A 15,628-nucleotide genomic window follows, 5' to 3' on the forward strand; every position below is an offset into this window, starting at 1 on the left:
ATCCATAATAGTAAAATAATTGCACTGAAAATGGAATAACGCCATGCGCGTCTCCGTCGACACCGAGGGGTGAGGAGCGAACAGCTGATGAGTCTGATCGACGTCGAGGGCATCGGGCCCTTGGACCCAGCAGATCCGCGCGCCAGAGTGCGGGGGCCGGCCGTATCGGCGCCTCCGCGCCGACCGGGTTCGGTGCGAAGGACCACCACGATCGATATGCGCTGGGCCGACGGGTGGGGAAGTCGGCTGACCCTCGACGGACGTGGGCGTGACCTGGTCACCACAGGACGTGACGGTGTCGCAATCGCCCGCAGTTCGATGCGTGTCACTGTGGCGACCGATCGTCGAGTCGAGGCGATCACGATTGCGACGGCGCCGGACCGACCGGGCATCGGCGATCTGGTCGGGGAGCGTGCCGGCAGTGGATTCCGCCGCGCACTATCGGCGAAGGTGGGCGGAGTCACGGGGGCCGACCCGGTCGACCTGATGCTCGACGACATCCCGGGGGCCACGTTGATCTCGGGATTCGCGTTTGCTCAGTGGTACCCGATCGAGAGTCTGCTCGCTCCGGGGGCGGCCGGGACCGCTCGGCAGCGCGACATGACCGGCATTTGTACCGGATTCATGCCGGGATCGAGTGGTCTCGCGCCCGACGGCACCTCCCGATGGACGCATCGGACCCGCCAGGTCGAGCCTCTCGAAGCCAACGACGACCCCCTTGCCTGGCACGACATCGAGCAGATCTCCGAGCTGTCGATGCGCCGCGCGAGGCGCATCGACGTCTGGCGGGATGGCCGTGACGTGTGGGTCGACTCGATGTTCCAGGACTCATCGACTCGACCGGTTGGGGGTCGGATCGCGGTGCACGAGTACGGACTGACCGCACGCATCGATGCCGAGTCGATGACCCTCGTGGAGGTCACTCCCGAACCGCACGTCCTGCCGTATGCCGAGTGTCCCCTCGCCGTGTTCGGGGTGGATGGGTTGATCGGCTCGCCGATCGCGAACTTGCGCACGACAGTCCTCGAACGGCTGCAGGGCGTGGCCGGCTGCACTCACCTCAACGACGCACTGCGTGCCCTGGCCGACGTCGGGCACCTCGTGTCCCAGATCCGCTGACCTATCCCCCGGCGAGTAGGGCGCGGGTGCCCTCGGAGGCCGGCGCGGTGAGCATCCCGACCCAGGCGTCGACGTAGTTGTGCAACTGCACCTCACTGATGGGATGCGCGGCCCGGGCCTGCTCGCCCAGCAGGTTCAGCACGCTGTTGTAGAGCTGAAACGCCCGGCCCCGGCGTAACCGGTCGGGCATGTCCGCGATCGCCCCACCGACGAGCTTCTCCATGAGGTCGGTCGACCAGTCGTCGATGTCGGCCGGCCAGTACTCCTGGGTCGCCCGTGGATTCTCGCTGAGTCGGGCGAGGAACGGCACGAACATCTCGCCGGCGGCGATCGACTCCGCCAGCGGGCGGACCACCAGCCATACCACGGCACCGGGGTCCTGTTCCCGGCCGTCTTCGCGCGCGTCGTCGAGCAACTCGGCGCGACGCCGGTCGAGTTCGGTGTTGCGCCACCGGATCAAGGCCTGGACCAGGCCCGTCTTGGAGCCGAAGTGGTAGGTGATAACCGAAGCGTTCGATTGGCCGGCGCGCTCCTGGATCTCCCGCATGGTCACGCCTTCGACGCCGCGCTCGGCGAAGAGCCGCTCCGCGGCGACCATCAGCGCGGTACGCGTCGCCTCGCCGGTGACATGTCGGCGTTTGGCCATGGGTTACCCCTTGTCTCGGGATTGCGTACAGCTGCGCTGAGGGCGTGGACAGTGTGCCACGAGAATATCTAATGATCTACTCTTAGAAAAGCTTGACAGCCTAATTGTTTAGATGAATACTCTGATTAGCCCTTGAGGATGTCGGTCCCGGCGTTCTCACAGACAATCGTTGGAGGCGATGATCGATGCCCAAGATGTGGACCAACTCCGGTGACTCCCACTTCCTCGAACCCGATGACGTGTGGGATGCCCGCCTGCCGAAGGCGCTGGCCGAACTGACCCCGAAGTCGCAGAAGGATCCCGACGGCGAGTGGGAGACGGTCTCGGTGGACGGCCAGACCTTCCGGCGCAAGCTGCCGACGTCGGCAGCGGTCCAGTTCATCGAGGAGAGCCACAAGCCGCAGGGCGTGCGTGACCCGGTGGCACGCCTGGCCGACCTCGACAAGGAGGGTGTCTGGGGCGAGGTGATCTTCCCGAGTCTGGGCATGTGGGCATCGACGTTCCGTACGCCGGAGCTTCTCAAGGCCTGCATGCGGGCGAGCAACGAATATGCGCGCGACGAACTGGCACCGGTGTCGAAGCGCTACGTGGTCACCGGACAGGTCTCCACCCTCGACGTCGATGACGCCGTGTCGGAGATCGAGTGGCTGGCCGAGAACGGCTTCAAGTCGGTGTTCCTGCCGACCACCCCCCATCCGTCGGCGCCGGATTGGCACCGCAAGGAGTGGGAGCCCTTCTGGGAGATCTGCGAGAAGTCGGGCATCGTCCCGGCCTTCCACATCGGTACCGACCCGGTCGACATGACCTCCGGCGGGGCCGGGCAGGTGTTTCGCGGACCGGGCGGCGCGGTCATGAACTACACCGAGACGACCTTCTCCGGTCAGCGTGCAGCGATGAAATTGGTCGCGTCGGGCGCGCTGGATCGTCACCCCGACCTCAAGATCCTCATCTCCGAGGGTGGAGCCACATGGATTCCGTTCCTCGGCGACCGCCTGCTCGAGGGATACCGCCAGCACCACATGGCCGTGCGGCCCAAGCTCACCCGGGATCCGAAGGAGATCCTGATGACGCAGGTCTACGCGTCCTTCCAGCACGACGAAACCGCCGTCGCGGCCAACGAGGCGATGGGCTACAAGAACGTCATGTTCGGCTCGGACTATCCACACATGGAGGGGACGTTCGGACACACCCAGAAGACCCTCGAGGGGTTGTTCGCTCACGCCAAGCCGGAAACGGTCGAGCGGATCACCCAGGGTGTCTTCTATGAGCTGTTCCCCGACGTTCCGCCGGTGCCGGAGAGCACCGACGCGATCCAGGGATGAGCGCGATGGCGGACGCCAACGGATTGCGCGACGTCGCGATCGTCGGAATCGGGGCCACGCCCTACTACCGACGCGGCGAGTCGTGGCCGCAGACCACCACCCAGCTGGCCTGCGAGGCCATCCTGGCCGCCTGCGAGGACGCGGGCTTGTCGGTCAAGGACATCGACGGATTCGCCTACTACTCCGGCGCAGGGGCCGGTTACGGCGACAAGATGGACACGGCCGACTTCATGGAGACGCTCGGGATCCCCGAGGTGACCTTCACCGCCTCGCTCACCTCGGGTGGCGGTGGTTCGGCAGGTTCGATCGGTCTCGCCCGAGCCGCGATCGTCGCCGGCGACGCGACCGTCGTCGTGACGGTGATGGCGCTGCAGCAGGCCAAACAACGTCTGGGCACCGTGTTCTCCGCAGTTGCTCCGGACCCGATCAACTCCTTCCTGCAGCCCAGCGGCCTGGCCGGACCGGGGCATCTGATGTCGGTGCTGGCGCGGCGTCACATGCACCTCTACGGAACGCGCCGCGACGCTTTCTGCGAGATCGCGCTCACCGAGCGAGAGAACGCGCAGAACCGTCCCAAGGCTCGCTTCCAAGGCGTGCCGCTCACCAAGGAGGACTATTTCAACGCGCGGATGATCGCCGAGCCGTTGTGTCTCTACGACTTCTGTCAGGAGACCGACGGAGCGGTGGCGGTGATCACGACCAGCATGGATCGGGCGCGGGATCTGAAGCAGAAGCCGGTGCCGGTCGTCGCGGCCGCACACGGGGGCTCCAAGGACTGGGGTCGCGCGTTCGCGTGGATGGGGATGCCAGACGAGTACTTCGCGTCGGCCGGGAACAAGCCGATCGCCGATCGCCTCTACAAGCAATCAGGTCTCGGTCCGTCCGACATCGATGTCGCACTGCTGTACGACCACTTCAGCCCCATGGTTCTCATGCAGTTGGAGGACTACGGGTTCTGTGATCGCGGTGAGGGTGGTGCATTCGTGGAGTCCGGAGCCATCCGCTACTCGCCGGAACGCAAGGACGGTCACATCTCGGTGAACACCCACGGCGGCCAGTTGTCCGAGGCGTACATCATCGGTATGACCCATATCGTGGAAGGTGTGGAGCAGATGCGCGGGACCGCGATCAACCAGGTCACCGACGCAGAACACGCTCTCATCACCGGCGGACCGGCGTCGCTGCCGGTCTCCGGACTCATCTTGGGAAAGGCCAGCTGATGGCGACCGCAACCGCGCTACCGAGCGATTATGTTCAGATCACCACGAATCCGGTGACCGAGCCCTTCTGGACCGCAGCCCGGGAAGGCCGGCTCGTCGCGCCGAAATGCTCTGCGTGCGGGCACTTCCGGCTTCCGCCGACGCCTTACTGTCCCGAGTGTCAGTCCACGGATGTGGACTGGGTCGAATTGTCGGGAGCGGCAACTGTGTACAGCTTCGCCGTGGTGCACGGTTTTCCGGGATTGCCCGACGTCACCCTGGTACCGGTGGTCGTGGACCTTCCGGATGCCCCGGGGGCACGGCTGGTCTCCAACATCGTCGACGTTGATCCGGAGGACGTGGAGATCGGTCAGGCCCTGACCGTGGACTTTCACCCGATCACCGACGGCTGGATGCTGCCGGTCTTCCGTCTGGCACCCGACGAGAATTGAGGAGTGAACACATGAGCGATCACGACGAAGACAATTCGCTGTACGAGAAGCCGTTGGAGTTCATGCAGTCGATCGCCAACACCGGCGGATACTGCGACGGGCAGGCGATCATTCCGTCGGCCGACGGAGATCACTACGACTGCTGGTGCTCGTGTGGTGAGTGGCGGATCGAGGCGCCGAGCACCGAGGAGGGTCTGCGTGCGGCCCGGATTCACACCGGGAGTGTGCCCGCTTGAGTGGGCAACATCCACCCGGCGCCGCGGGGTTCTCCGATGGCGGAGAACGCCCGTGGCGTTCCTCGGAGCTCTCCGGCGGAGCGGAATACAGCGCCGTGTACGGCGACATGATCGAGAACCTCGGGGATTTCCTGGACCGCCTCGCCGAGGCGAAGCCCGACCCCGAGCTCCTGGAGTCATTGTCCGCCGTTCTCGGTAGCTGGGCGCGAAAACTCGAGCCACTCGGCGTGCGCGAACGCGATCGGGTCTTCGGACGACGAACCGACATCCCGGGCCGCGGTCAGACGATGTCGCCGACCATAGTCGTCACCGAATCCGACGGCGACAGTGTGAGCGGGACGGTCCGTTTCGGCCCTTACTTTCTCGGTGGCAACAACGCCGCCCATGGCGGCACCATCCCGCTGATGTTCGACGAGATACTTGGTCGCCTGGCGAACTCTGGGGGTCGGCCGCCCCAACGGACTGCGTACCTGCACACCGATTTTCGTTCCATCACACCGATCGCTCGGACCTTACAGTTGCGCGCCTGGCTGGTCAGCGAAGAAGGCCGCAAGCGCATTCTCAAGGCGACACTGCACGACGGGGACATATTGTGTGCGGAGGCCGAGGGCCTGTTCGTGGCGTTGCGGCCCGATCAACCCTAGCAAAAGATCTGAGCGGGCCCTCCGTGACGGGCCCCACTAGCGCTTTGGTGCTCCTCAGGGATCGTACGGTGGTGAATCTTCACGTTCCCTGAGGAGCGCAGCGACGGCTCTATCGGTCTCTGGGGAACGGAGCGTTGGTTCTACTCGCTCCGGCACTCCCGAGTGGCCGGGTTGACAAGGTCGAGAAAATTGGGCGAGTCGTTCCGGTCTGAACCCGATCCAGCTCACTGTGCGATAGCGGCCCCGGTCATCCGGGACGGTGGAGTTCGGGTTGGATGCCTGGACGTAACTCGCGTCGAAGGACCTTTCCGGTGACCGTCTTCGGGATGGCATCCACGATCACGACCTCACGCGGGTATTTGTATGCCGCCATGCGGCTTCGGCAGAAATCGATCAGTTCCTGAGGGGTCGTCTCGAATCCGTCTCTGAGACTGACGAATGCCATGACGGATTCACCTCGATAGTCATCAGGCTGACCGACCACACCTGCTTCCAGAACGGCCTCGTGCTTGTAGAGAGTGTCTTCGACTTCGCGTGGCCATACCTTGTATCCGCTGGCGATGATCATGTCCTTGCGCCGGTCCACCAAGTAGAACCAGCCGGCGTCGTCTCTGTAACCAACGTCACCGGTCAAGAGGCGGCCGTTGCGAAAAGCCTCGGCGTCGGCTGCCGGGTTGTTCCAATAGCCGGTGATGACCTGAGGGCCGGAAACTGCAACCTCGCCCAGTTCGCCGACAGCTACGGGCAGCCCGTCGTCGCCGACAACGGCTACATCGGCCGTGATGACGGGGACTCCGACGGACAACGCCTCGGTCTGGGTACCGACAGGTGCCCTGGAGTTCATGGGGACCGCCAGCACTGGCGACGTTGTCTCGGTCATCCCGTAAACATTGTGGATATACGAGCCGAACAGATCTTCAAAATTGTCGATCGTCGCAGCCGCTACTGGAGCGCCACCGGATGCAACCTTTGTCAAGCTGGCGAGGTCGGCGTGCCTGACCTCGGGGGAGTTTGCCAGGGCGATGAAGGCTGTGATGGCGCCGACGGTGAACGTCGGCCGTTTGTCGCGGACAACCCGCGCTACTTCATCCACGGTGAACCTGTACAGAAGTATCAGGCGCGCACCGGCCGCCAGAGTGCTCGCGATGTGGCCCGACAATCCGGTTACATGGAACAGGGGCGCGATTCCCAAGATGATGTCATCCCGACCGAGACCGAACCAGTCGCGGTACGCTCGGCCGCCGGTGGCCACGTTTCGGTGAGAGTTCATCGCGCCCTTGGGTACCCCGGTAGTTCCAGAGGTATATGTGATCACCGCGACATCGTCGGGAACCGGCGATAAGTGGGGTGGCTTCCGGTTGTCGTTGTGTTTGATCAACTCGGACAGATCCTCGCAGCCGTCAAGCCCGTCTACTGTGTTCGCGACAATGGAGCTATCGGCAATCGTTGCTCGCCAGTCGAGCGGGCTGGTGGTGATGACTCTGGTGACTGTCGAGTTCGCCACTGCCGTCGCAATACCGAGGGTGAACAGTTCGTCGAGACATACCAGCACTTTTGGTGTCGAATCGGCGAGTAGTTTCGACACCTCGTGACCGGTGAGCATTGGATTGATCGCGACCGCGATGCCCTTGAGCTTCCAGACTGCCAACAGTGTCACCACGTACTGCGGGACATTCTGCAGGTAGAGCGCCAACCGGTCGCCTTCGTGAAAGCCGCCGTCAGACAGCCCAGCCGCCAGGGAATCGGACAGCCGGTCGATGTCATCGACCGATAACGAGTTGTCGAAGTAATCGAGCAGCGGCGAGTCGGGGGAGTCTGCCACCAGAGCTCGGAACATGTCCAAGGCCGTTTCGTCGTCGTCCGCTGAGTCGAGACTCTCGATCATGATTCCTTCCCATAGGTCTGTCGAATCGAGGTGGTCCGATTTGTGGGTGTCAACCGGTGTGGAGCATCAAGCCTTGCGCGTTGAAAAAGAATCCACCGATGGTCAGCAGAGCGCGTCTCGCCCCGGCAACTTGCCTGTCACCGGCAAGTCCTTGCAATTGATGGACGGCCTCGCGGATGTGGCCAGAACCTTGCGTACCGCCCTCGGACAGCGAACCGCCATGCGTATTCATGGGGATCCGGCCGTTGATGAGCACGCGACTGGAAGCATCATCCCAGTGTTCGCGCAAGAACTTTCCACCCATTCCTGGCTCGCACCAGCCCGCATTCTCGATCCAGTTCAAGGTTATCGGGGTGAAGCCATCGTAAGGGTAATAGAGATCGATATCGTCAAGCCAGAAGTCGCCCTTGGCTTTCAGCGTCTCGATCACCACCTGTTGGCCGTGTTGACGAAGACTGACGGTCTGATCTTCTTCGTTGTGCCGATCCTGACCGAGGACTGCCGCGTTGATCAGGACCGGAGGTAACGGTAGATCACGTGCCCGGTCGGCCGTGGTGAGGATGAAGGCGTCGGCGCCGTCGACGGCCACATCCATGTCCAGTAGGCACAGAGGCCACCGGATCATCCGTGCTGCGAGGTAGTCGTCCATCGTCATGGGCTCGCGCAGGGCGGCCCCCGGATTCTGGGCAGCGTTGCGACGCGAATTCATCGCAACAAGTCCGAAATCCTCACGGCTGACACCATATTCATGCATATACCGCGACGCCCATCCGGTGTAGCCGGCGCTGGAGGCCATCGTCTCGGGGCCTGGATGGGGATCAGACAAGCCCGGCGTAGAAATTCTGCGGAAGGGATCCTTGAGCGCAGAACCGGTATTCCAGGATACACGGTACGCGGCGTGATAGACGAGCACAACGTTGCATAGTCCGGCATGTATGGCCGCGGCCGCGGTGGCGATGTGATCGACGAGTGGAATGAAAGGGTTTCCGGACCATGTCAATTCGGGTATTCCGAGCGTCGACTGCATTACCGCTGCGGTCGGGTAGCTTCCGCAAATTCCGTCGATCTCGGACCGGTCGATGCCGCTTTTACGGATGACGTCGACGCACGCCTCTGCAGCCAATGACGTTTGGCTTCGTTCAAGATTCTTTGCGATGAACCCGGTAGTCGAGGCGCCGGCTATGGCGATCCTGTCCTTCATCGGGTTCCGTGAATCAGGCATTGGCAGAACTCCTCAATGCGAATACCGGCATCGGTGAACCCGCGCGCTCTTGCCACTCGAGCCGTACAGGCGCCCCAATTGTGATGTCCGCGTTACTAGCACCGACGACGGTCGAAGTGATTCGAAGGCCGGCTTGCTCTTGGAGCTCGACGGTGACCACCGGATAGGGCGTGGAGTAGTCCACGCCCTCTGCCGGTGGTCCCTGATGGAGAAAGATGGCCATGAATATGGTGCCGTTGCCACTGACCGAAGTCGGAGTCACTCGCGACGACCAGCAATCCGGACAGATCGGCTTTGCGGGAGCATGCCACGCCCCGCAGCTATCGCACCGGTTGACAAGGAGCTGTCGACGAAGTCGTCCGCGGTAGTGTGCGGCGTTGTCGTGGGTGATGGGCTCCCCAGGAAACCGTTGCACCAGAGCTTCGTTCGAGATTTCGTCGGTCATGCATCACTCCTGCGGGGTCGTCTGTGGTCAGGCCGTACCTTCCGTGAGCCTCATGCCATTCTCCCTGAGGAACTCACGTCGAACGTCATCGCCCAAGCCTTCGACCCTGTTGTAGAAATCGGCCGGCTCACGTAGTCCCTCGGCATGTGGCCAATCCGAACCCATCAGCAATGTCTCAGTAGAGCCGAGGTTCTCGATCATCGTGACGGTGTCGTCCTCGGGGTAAGGCACAACTCGGACGTGCTTCTTGAAGATCGTGCTCGGGCGTTCCTTGAGTTGCCCCCCGAGCCACTGTCCGTTCCGGGCCATTCCTCGGCTCTTGTCCATATGCCGGATGAAATGCGGAACCCACTCGGCACCGAACTCGCTGACGAGAACTCGTACATTTGGAAATTTGCCGAAGACGTTGTCGAAAATCAGCGCGGAAAGTGTATCCGTGATCGGACGTTCACCGTAAGTGTTTTGCCATTGCCACGCGGAGAACTGGAAGGGTGGTACCAATCCCCAGCCCCATTGCGAGGCGACATTGTCCTGATAGTGGAATTCGGCGATGTGATAGCAGACGACCGCGCGTGCCTCGTTGATTCGGGCCCAGAACGGATCGAAGTATGGGTCGCCAGGGGACCTGCCGTATGCGGGGCCGGCGGGCATCGTGATGAAGCGAGCTCCGGCGGCGAGCACGCGGTCAAGTTCCTCGCAGGCGCGATCGAGATCTCGCATCGACATCAGTGCCGGCGCGAAGATGCGGTTCTTGTACGCGAAGCCCCAGTCCTCGTTGATCCACTTGTTGAAGGACTCGATGTTGTCGTACAGCGGATCTATACCCTTGAGGTATTGCTCCGCCATGAGCGCCCACCCGCCCGGGTACATGATCGAACGCTCAATCTGCTGTTCCGTCAGTTGGATTAGGCGAGCGTCTCGATCCAGGTATTCCTTCTGCATTGGCTCGTAGAATCGGTCGGCGTCGGTCGCGTCACCGGATGCGCGTTGCTTGAGCATCTCGACAAGCGAACCGGGAACGTAGGCCTGGTCCAGGTCGTTTTCCAGCGCGGTGACGACGCGGTCGTTGGCCAGCAGTACCTTGCGCCCGCTTGCCGAGAGGATGGGCCGGACCGACGTGTCCAGCTTCGCCTTCGGCATGAATCGCGTGAAGCAGTCCTCGGCTTCGTACGAGTGCTGGTCGAAGTCGGTGAGCATGTAAGGCAGTTGACCTACGGAATTCTCGATGATCGCCATTCGCGCTTCCTTTCGCTGGTGTGCTGAAACCGCTGAGGTCGACAGCATCCATATTGGCGGCCGCACCGCTTCGCGTGAGGCCATCAGGTTTCTACAACTATACACGTATAGTTGTGAAAACATAGCGCCTGCTCCGCCAGGTCAAGTAGGTATTCGGATTTGGCTGAACTCGCGTTGACGACGTGCTATACATGTACGAACCGAGCCCTGTCCTGTGGCTCGAGCCACCAACCAGATGAGGAATGCCAGTATGTCCCTGAAGATTGGGTCCCGGTTGTACAGCGCGACCTGCGATGCGGAGGTCATCGTCATCGCGGTATCCGCCACCGACGCGACCGTGACCTGTGGGGGCGTCCCGATGGCGAGTTCGGCGACGCCTTCCAAGGTTGCATCGAGCGAGGCCGGGGGAGCAGTGATCGGTAAGCGCTACGAGTCGATCGATCACGGTCTCGAATTGTTGGTGACAAAGGCCGGCACCGGGACACTAGCGGTCGATGGTGTCCCGATGACGGTCAAGGATCCCAAGCGCCTTCCGGCGTCGGATTGATATCCAGGTCACTCAGTTGCCGGTGAAGTTCGGGCTCCGTCGCTCGAGGAAGGCCGTTTTGCCTTCCAGTGCGTCGTTGCTCGGACCCACCCACAATACTGCCTGCTGAGAATCGCCCAGGGACGACTCCAGGGTGCTTTCCATAGCTCTCCTCATCATCATCTTCACCGCTCGGATTGCGAGTGGCGCCCCCTGTGCAAACTGTCTTGCGAGGGTGAGGGCACGCATTTCGAGCTCTTCGTCGGGCACGACTTCGGTCGCCAACCCCAGCCCGAGCGCAGTCTGGGCGTCATAGATCTCCGATAGGGTGACCATTCTGAACGCCTTGTCGTATCCCATCGTCCGGGGGAACAGCCAAGCACCGCCCTCATCGGGCAGCAGCCCAGCTCGCCCGCTGGTGTCTCCGAGTCGGGCACTGGCCGCGACAATCCGGATATCGCAGGCCAGAGCGAACGCGAGGCCACCGTTGACAGTGATTCCGTTGATTGCGCAGACGACTGGTTTGTCCAACTTGTGAAGCGCGGTCACAAGCGCGTGAGAATCTTCGCGGAGTTCTCGTGCCCGCCCGATTTGGTGAGAGAGCGCGTCGCCGAACCCGGCGTCTGGTGAAACATCGCCACCGGTGCAGAACCCTCGGCCTGTGCCGGTGAGGATCAGCACGCGAATCGAATCATCGAGTTGTACTCGTTTGACTGCGGCGAGCATCTCCGAACACATTTGTGGCGTATACGCTCCCAGGCGCTCAGGGCGATTGATTGTCAGCCGGGCGATGCGATCCTCGACGACGTCGAATCGGCAATGTGGAGTTGTCGTTTGCTCGGTCACGCCGACGCTCCCTGCGGCAGCGAGCCCGAGGCCGTCAGGTCCATTCCGATGCGCTGGATCGATCTGTGCCAGCCGCCGTACAGCGCGTCGAGCATCCGGGCTCGTTTGACGTACCCGCCCAACCGATGCTCGGACGTGAGACCGATTGCTCCGCAGACCTGAAGGCAGGCACTGGCAGTCAGCTCATTGGCGTACCCGGCGTAGGTCTTTGCAACGATCGCGTCCCACTCGTTCTGGCTCGACCACGCCGCGTCGACCAACTCGTTCGCGGCCGCCAGATGGACATAGGAATCGGCCAATCGGTGACGTGGTGTCTGATTGGCCCCGATTGCACGCCCGAATTGTTCACGATGGCTGACTTGGTCGACGGCAATGCCGAGCATTGCCCTTCCGTTGCCGACGAGCTCGCCCGCGAGCGCACGGCGCCCTGCGGCCCGCGCGATCCGCCAATCGGCTCCCATGTCTTCGGCCTCGGCGATCGGAACCCTGAACTGTATGTGGTGGAACTTGGAGGACGGGTCGAAACCCGAGACCGCGGCCGTCTCATGTGGCTGCGGGCGCGGAACACGGAGAATCACGGTTTCGTCGTCAGGCGATGCCACGAGCATGTCGGTGGAGAACTCGGCCGAACTCAGTGAAACACCGTCGACCACCAGGTGGGCGCCGTCGATTGATGTGGCAGTCCGAGCGAGCGGGTGGACGACCGGTAACCGTGGCGCGTTGGCACCGTTGGCTCCGATGCCGCAGGCATCGGTCATGACGACATCCAGTACGGCAGATGCGGTTGCTGTTGCTCCCTGTTCTGCGAACAACAGGCCGATCGTGGCGGGCTCGTCATCGGCGACTGCTTCTGCCCATCCGAGCTCGGCGAGTTCAGCGACGAGGTCGGATGGTTCGGACAGCATCAGAGCGCGTACGGACTCGCGCAACAGGTCTTGTGTTTCAGCGTCCACGGGAACTCTCCTTGGGCAGGCCGAGAATACGATCGGCGATGATGCTGTGCTGGATCTCCCTAGCGCCGCCATACACGGATGCGGCACGGGAGTACCACCATTCGTCACGCCAACCAGCGTCAACAGCGCGGTCACCGATGAGGAGTTCGGCATCCAAGAGCGTCAGCGACGCATCCAGCACCTTTTGTTCAGCGGTCGACAGCAACAGCTTGTCCACGCTTGTCTGGGCACCGACGACCTCATCCGCGGACAGACGACGGAGGGTCGATGCAGTCCGGGCGCGCAAGCCCGCCAGCGCCAGATACGCCCGGCCGACGACGTCGGCTGCCAACGCATCCGGTTTGTCACTCATCTGGCGCAGAATCTGTGCCAGATGAGCGGTCGTGCTCGCCATCCTCATCCAGGCGTAGACCCCTCGCTCGTACTGCAGCAAATCCATGGCCACTTTCCACCCTCCGTCGATGTCGCCGATGAGGCGCGACGAATCGACCCGCACGTCCGTGAAGAAGATCTCGGACAGTTCCTCTCGTCCGCTGGCCAGAGCAATCGGCCGGCGTTCGATTCCGTCTTGGTCGAGGTCGACGAGCATCATGCTCAGCCCGCGATGTCGACTGTCCGCGGAGCCAGTTCTGGCGAGGAGGACAATCCGATCCGCGCGAGCCCCGTAGGAGGTCCAGATCTTCTGCCCGCTGACCGAGAAGCTCCCGTCATCACGGGCAACGGCCCGCGTCCGCAGCGACGCGAGGTCGCTACCGGCCTCGGGCTCAGAGAACCCCTGGCACCAGAGCTCCACGCCGCTGAGGGCTTTCGGCATCATTTCGGCGGCGAGCGAAGGTGCGTGAGACACCACTGCCGGCCCGACCACCTCCAGAACGAAGAGATGATCGGGTATGCGGTAGCCACTCAGTGCCAGTTTCTCGTAGATCTGACAGCGGATGGTTGCTGGTCCGCCGAACCCCCCGATGGTCTCGGGCCACCCCCAACGAGTCCAACCTCCGCGATAGAGCCAGTCCATCAATTCTGCAGAGTTCGAAAGCTGTTGCCCGAGTGCGTGGGCTGGCATCCGTAGGTGGGCGAGTTCGTCGGAGGACTCGTGAAGCGCCTCTTCGAAGTCATGCAGGGTCCGGGATTCGTCGGTCACCGTCACGACGAGGCCACCTTGCTCAGGATTGTGGCCGCACTGATTCCAGGGGCACCGTAGACGTGGGTCAACGCCGTCTGGGGATCGTCTACCTGACGTTCGCCGGCTTGCCCTCGTAGCTGGAGGCTCGCTTCATAGACCATTCGCAGACCGGATGCCCCGACCGGCTCCCCGTTGGCGAGAAGGCCACCATCGGTGTTGACCGGATGTGAACCACCGATGGAGGTGGCACCCGAGCGGATGAGTTCTGGTTGCGCTCCGTGTTCGCAGAGCCCGACCTCGGCCATGTGCATGATCTCGGCACCGCTTTCGGTGTCTTGCACCTGCCACACGTCGATATCTTGTGGGGTCAGTCCTGCTGCTGCATAAGCTTTTTGTGACGACATCTCGGACGGTGTAGGCGGCAGGTCGTGCGGGAGCGAGGTCTGGAACAGTTCGAATGACCCGTACTTACGACTGGCCAACTCCGCTGCTCGGACGTAGATCGGTGAATCGGTGTACTTGTCGGCCACCTCCGCGCGACAGACCACGAGCGCGACGGCTCCCTCGCTCGGCGAGCAGATCATGAATTGGCGAAGTGGATCGTTGATCAGGCGCGAGTTTTCGATCTGCTCGCGTGGGATGGGCTTGCGCCGCCAGGCATTGGGATTGAGTTCGCCATTCCTGAATGCCTTCTCGGCGACATCGGTCAGACTCTCGAGGGGAATGTCGTGGTCGTGCATGTATCGGCGAGCCTTCATCCCGAAGAACTGCGGGTTGACGAACATCCCCGTCTCCCCGTACCAGTGGCCTACGCCCCACGTGGTCACGTCGGGCGCCGTGAACGCTCCACGTGGGTGTTTGTCGAACCCGACCACCAATCCGAGATCGCCCATACCGCTGGTGATCATGTTGCGTGCGGTGATGAGACTGGCGGCGCCTGTGGCGCAGCCATTGAGGACGTTGATGAAAGGTAGGCCGGTGGGGCCGAGTTGGCCGACCATCACATCTGCCTGCCCGCCGTCCAAGCTACCGCCGGTAGCGATCTGGATGTCTGGCCACGTGACGCCGGCATCTTTGAGTGCCAACCGGATTGCGGTCAGGGCCATGTCCTGGGCACTGGCATCAAAGCGCCCGAAAGGGTGGATGCCGATTCCGATGATCGCGATCGAATCAGAGTTGCTCATTTGGTTTCCCCTGCCTTCGTGACAACCGGACGAAATGCGTAGGTATGGACCATTTCTCCATCGCTCCGGCGTCTGAACTCGTAGGCGAAGGACTCGACTTCGGTTCCCAGGTCCGCCAACTCGACGGCTCGGTCAGCGGGGACGTCGATCCTGCCTTGGACGATGCACGCACCGGGGAGATCGATATACCCGACTACGAATGCCTCGAAGTCTGCCTCGGTTTCCGAGCCGTTGTAGGGCTCTTTCGGCAGGAATGACTGGCTTGTCCAGGTCCACACCTTGCCGCGCCGGGGCAGAGTCTCGTCGGTGACATGCTCACTCTGGCATCGTCCACACGTGCTTCGCGTCGGAAAAAAGACCTCGTTGCAGTCGTCGCAGCGACCTCCGATCAGTTGAACGCCGTCGTCGACCTCTACGAACAGTCTTTCGGCTATCGACTTCAATGCCATGGCAGCTCCAATCGCGCGGTCTCGGGCTCGCCGTCCGGCGGCGACACCCGTTCGGTGGGTGAAATATTCGGTGTGAACCCGTTCACACCGGCCAACTATACATGTATAGTTGGCCGCACGACAGGCATCCGCATTGACGGC

Annotated in this window: 17 protein-coding genes; 7 read left to right on the forward strand and 10 right to left on the reverse strand. The window is 62.5% G+C overall.

The annotated features are described in order from the left end of the window. Positions 1-87 precede the first annotated feature (87 nt). Positions 88-1,119, forward strand: coding sequence for a DUF2889 domain-containing protein (locus ACVT6V_RS10800; protein ID WP_489899765.1), 1,032 nt, complete (start codon positions 88-90; stop codon positions 1,117-1,119). 1 nt (position 1,120) lies between these two features. Here the strand turns inward: ACVT6V_RS10800 and ACVT6V_RS10805 are convergent, their stop codons facing one another. Next, complete coding sequence (locus ACVT6V_RS10805) at positions 1,121-1,765, reverse strand: TetR/AcrR family transcriptional regulator (protein ID WP_489899766.1); 645 nt, start codon at positions 1,763-1,765, stop codon at positions 1,121-1,123. 185 nt (positions 1,766-1,950) lie between these two features. Between ACVT6V_RS10805 and ACVT6V_RS10810 the strand changes: the two genes are divergently transcribed. From ACVT6V_RS10810 to ACVT6V_RS10830, 5 genes are read left to right on the forward strand one after another with little or no spacing between them, the layout of a single operon-like run. Then, complete coding sequence (locus ACVT6V_RS10810) at positions 1,951-3,087, forward strand: amidohydrolase family protein (RefSeq protein WP_124708187.1); 1,137 nt, start codon at positions 1,951-1,953, stop codon at positions 3,085-3,087. A gap of 5 nt (positions 3,088-3,092) precedes the next feature. Then, complete coding sequence (locus ACVT6V_RS10815; RefSeq protein WP_124708186.1) at positions 3,093-4,307, forward strand: thiolase C-terminal domain-containing protein; 1,215 nt, start codon at positions 3,093-3,095, stop codon at positions 4,305-4,307. After that, complete coding sequence (locus tag ACVT6V_RS10820; protein ID WP_005199492.1) at positions 4,307-4,738, forward strand: Zn-ribbon domain-containing OB-fold protein; 432 nt, start codon at positions 4,307-4,309, stop codon at positions 4,736-4,738. Before ACVT6V_RS10815 ends, ACVT6V_RS10820 begins: the two co-directional genes overlap by 1 nt. An 11-nt stretch (positions 4,739-4,749) precedes the next feature. Further along, positions 4,750-4,974 (forward strand): hypothetical protein, encoded by a 225-nt coding sequence (locus tag ACVT6V_RS10825; protein ID WP_005199491.1) that lies wholly within the window; start codon positions 4,750-4,752, stop codon positions 4,972-4,974. After that, entirely contained in the window at positions 4,971-5,618 is a 648-nt protein-coding gene (locus ACVT6V_RS10830) for a PaaI family thioesterase (protein WP_232016859.1), read from the forward strand. The genes ACVT6V_RS10825 and ACVT6V_RS10830 overlap by 4 nt, the downstream gene beginning before the upstream one ends. 247 nt (positions 5,619-5,865) lie before the next feature. Here the strand turns inward: ACVT6V_RS10830 and ACVT6V_RS10835 are convergent, their stop codons facing one another. Genes ACVT6V_RS10835 through ACVT6V_RS10850 form a run of 4 tightly spaced genes read right to left on the reverse strand, consistent with a single transcriptional unit; the run spans position 5,866 to position 10,406 of the window. Beyond that, complete coding sequence (locus tag ACVT6V_RS10835; RefSeq protein WP_232016858.1) at positions 5,866-7,503, reverse strand: class I adenylate-forming enzyme family protein; 1,638 nt, start codon at positions 7,501-7,503, stop codon at positions 5,866-5,868. A 49-nt stretch (positions 7,504-7,552) separates the two neighbouring features. Further along, positions 7,553-8,725: a thiolase family protein gene (locus ACVT6V_RS10840; protein ID WP_489899767.1), complete on the reverse strand. Its 1,173-nt coding sequence runs from the start codon at positions 8,723-8,725 to the stop codon at positions 7,553-7,555. Beyond that, positions 8,718-9,170, reverse strand: a complete 453-nt coding sequence (locus ACVT6V_RS10845; RefSeq protein WP_489899768.1) for a Zn-ribbon domain-containing OB-fold protein — start codon at positions 9,168-9,170, stop codon at positions 8,718-8,720. Before ACVT6V_RS10845 ends, ACVT6V_RS10840 begins: the two co-directional genes overlap by 8 nt. 27 nt (positions 9,171-9,197) lie before the next feature. After that, positions 9,198-10,406 carry an amidohydrolase family protein gene (locus ACVT6V_RS10850; protein ID WP_124708184.1) on the reverse strand — a complete coding sequence of 403 codons (1,209 nt, stop codon included), beginning with the start codon at positions 10,404-10,406 and terminating at the stop codon, positions 9,198-9,200. A gap of 250 nt (positions 10,407-10,656) precedes the next feature. Between ACVT6V_RS10850 and ACVT6V_RS10855 the strand changes: the two genes are divergently transcribed. After that, entirely contained in the window at positions 10,657-10,953 is a 297-nt protein-coding gene (locus ACVT6V_RS10855; protein WP_124708183.1) for a hypothetical protein, read from the forward strand. Between the two features lie 12 nt (positions 10,954-10,965). On the opposite strand, the gene ACVT6V_RS10860 is transcribed toward ACVT6V_RS10855, so the two are convergent. From ACVT6V_RS10860 to ACVT6V_RS10880, 5 genes are read right to left on the reverse strand one after another with little or no spacing between them, the layout of a single operon-like run. Then, positions 10,966-11,778, reverse strand: coding sequence for an enoyl-CoA hydratase/isomerase family protein (locus ACVT6V_RS10860; protein ID WP_124708182.1), 813 nt, complete (start codon positions 11,776-11,778; stop codon positions 10,966-10,968). Then, complete coding sequence (locus ACVT6V_RS10865) at positions 11,775-12,731, reverse strand: acyl-CoA dehydrogenase family protein (RefSeq protein ID WP_124711244.1); 957 nt, start codon at positions 12,729-12,731, stop codon at positions 11,775-11,777. Before ACVT6V_RS10865 ends, ACVT6V_RS10860 begins: the two co-directional genes overlap by 4 nt. Beyond that, positions 12,721-13,878 (reverse strand): acyl-CoA dehydrogenase family protein, encoded by a 1,158-nt coding sequence (locus tag ACVT6V_RS10870; RefSeq protein ID WP_232016855.1) that lies wholly within the window; start codon positions 13,876-13,878, stop codon positions 12,721-12,723. Before ACVT6V_RS10870 ends, ACVT6V_RS10865 begins: the two co-directional genes overlap by 11 nt. Beyond that, positions 13,875-15,038: a thiolase family protein gene (locus ACVT6V_RS10875; RefSeq protein ID WP_489899769.1), complete on the reverse strand. Its 1,164-nt coding sequence runs from the start codon at positions 15,036-15,038 to the stop codon at positions 13,875-13,877. Before ACVT6V_RS10875 ends, ACVT6V_RS10870 begins: the two co-directional genes overlap by 4 nt. After that, positions 15,035-15,487: a Zn-ribbon domain-containing OB-fold protein gene (locus ACVT6V_RS10880; RefSeq protein ID WP_124708180.1), complete on the reverse strand. Its 453-nt coding sequence runs from the start codon at positions 15,485-15,487 to the stop codon at positions 15,035-15,037. Before ACVT6V_RS10880 ends, ACVT6V_RS10875 begins: the two co-directional genes overlap by 4 nt. Between the last annotated feature and the right edge of the window lie 141 nt (positions 15,488-15,628).

It is taken from the genome of Gordonia sp. LMA167, assembly GCF_058130025.1.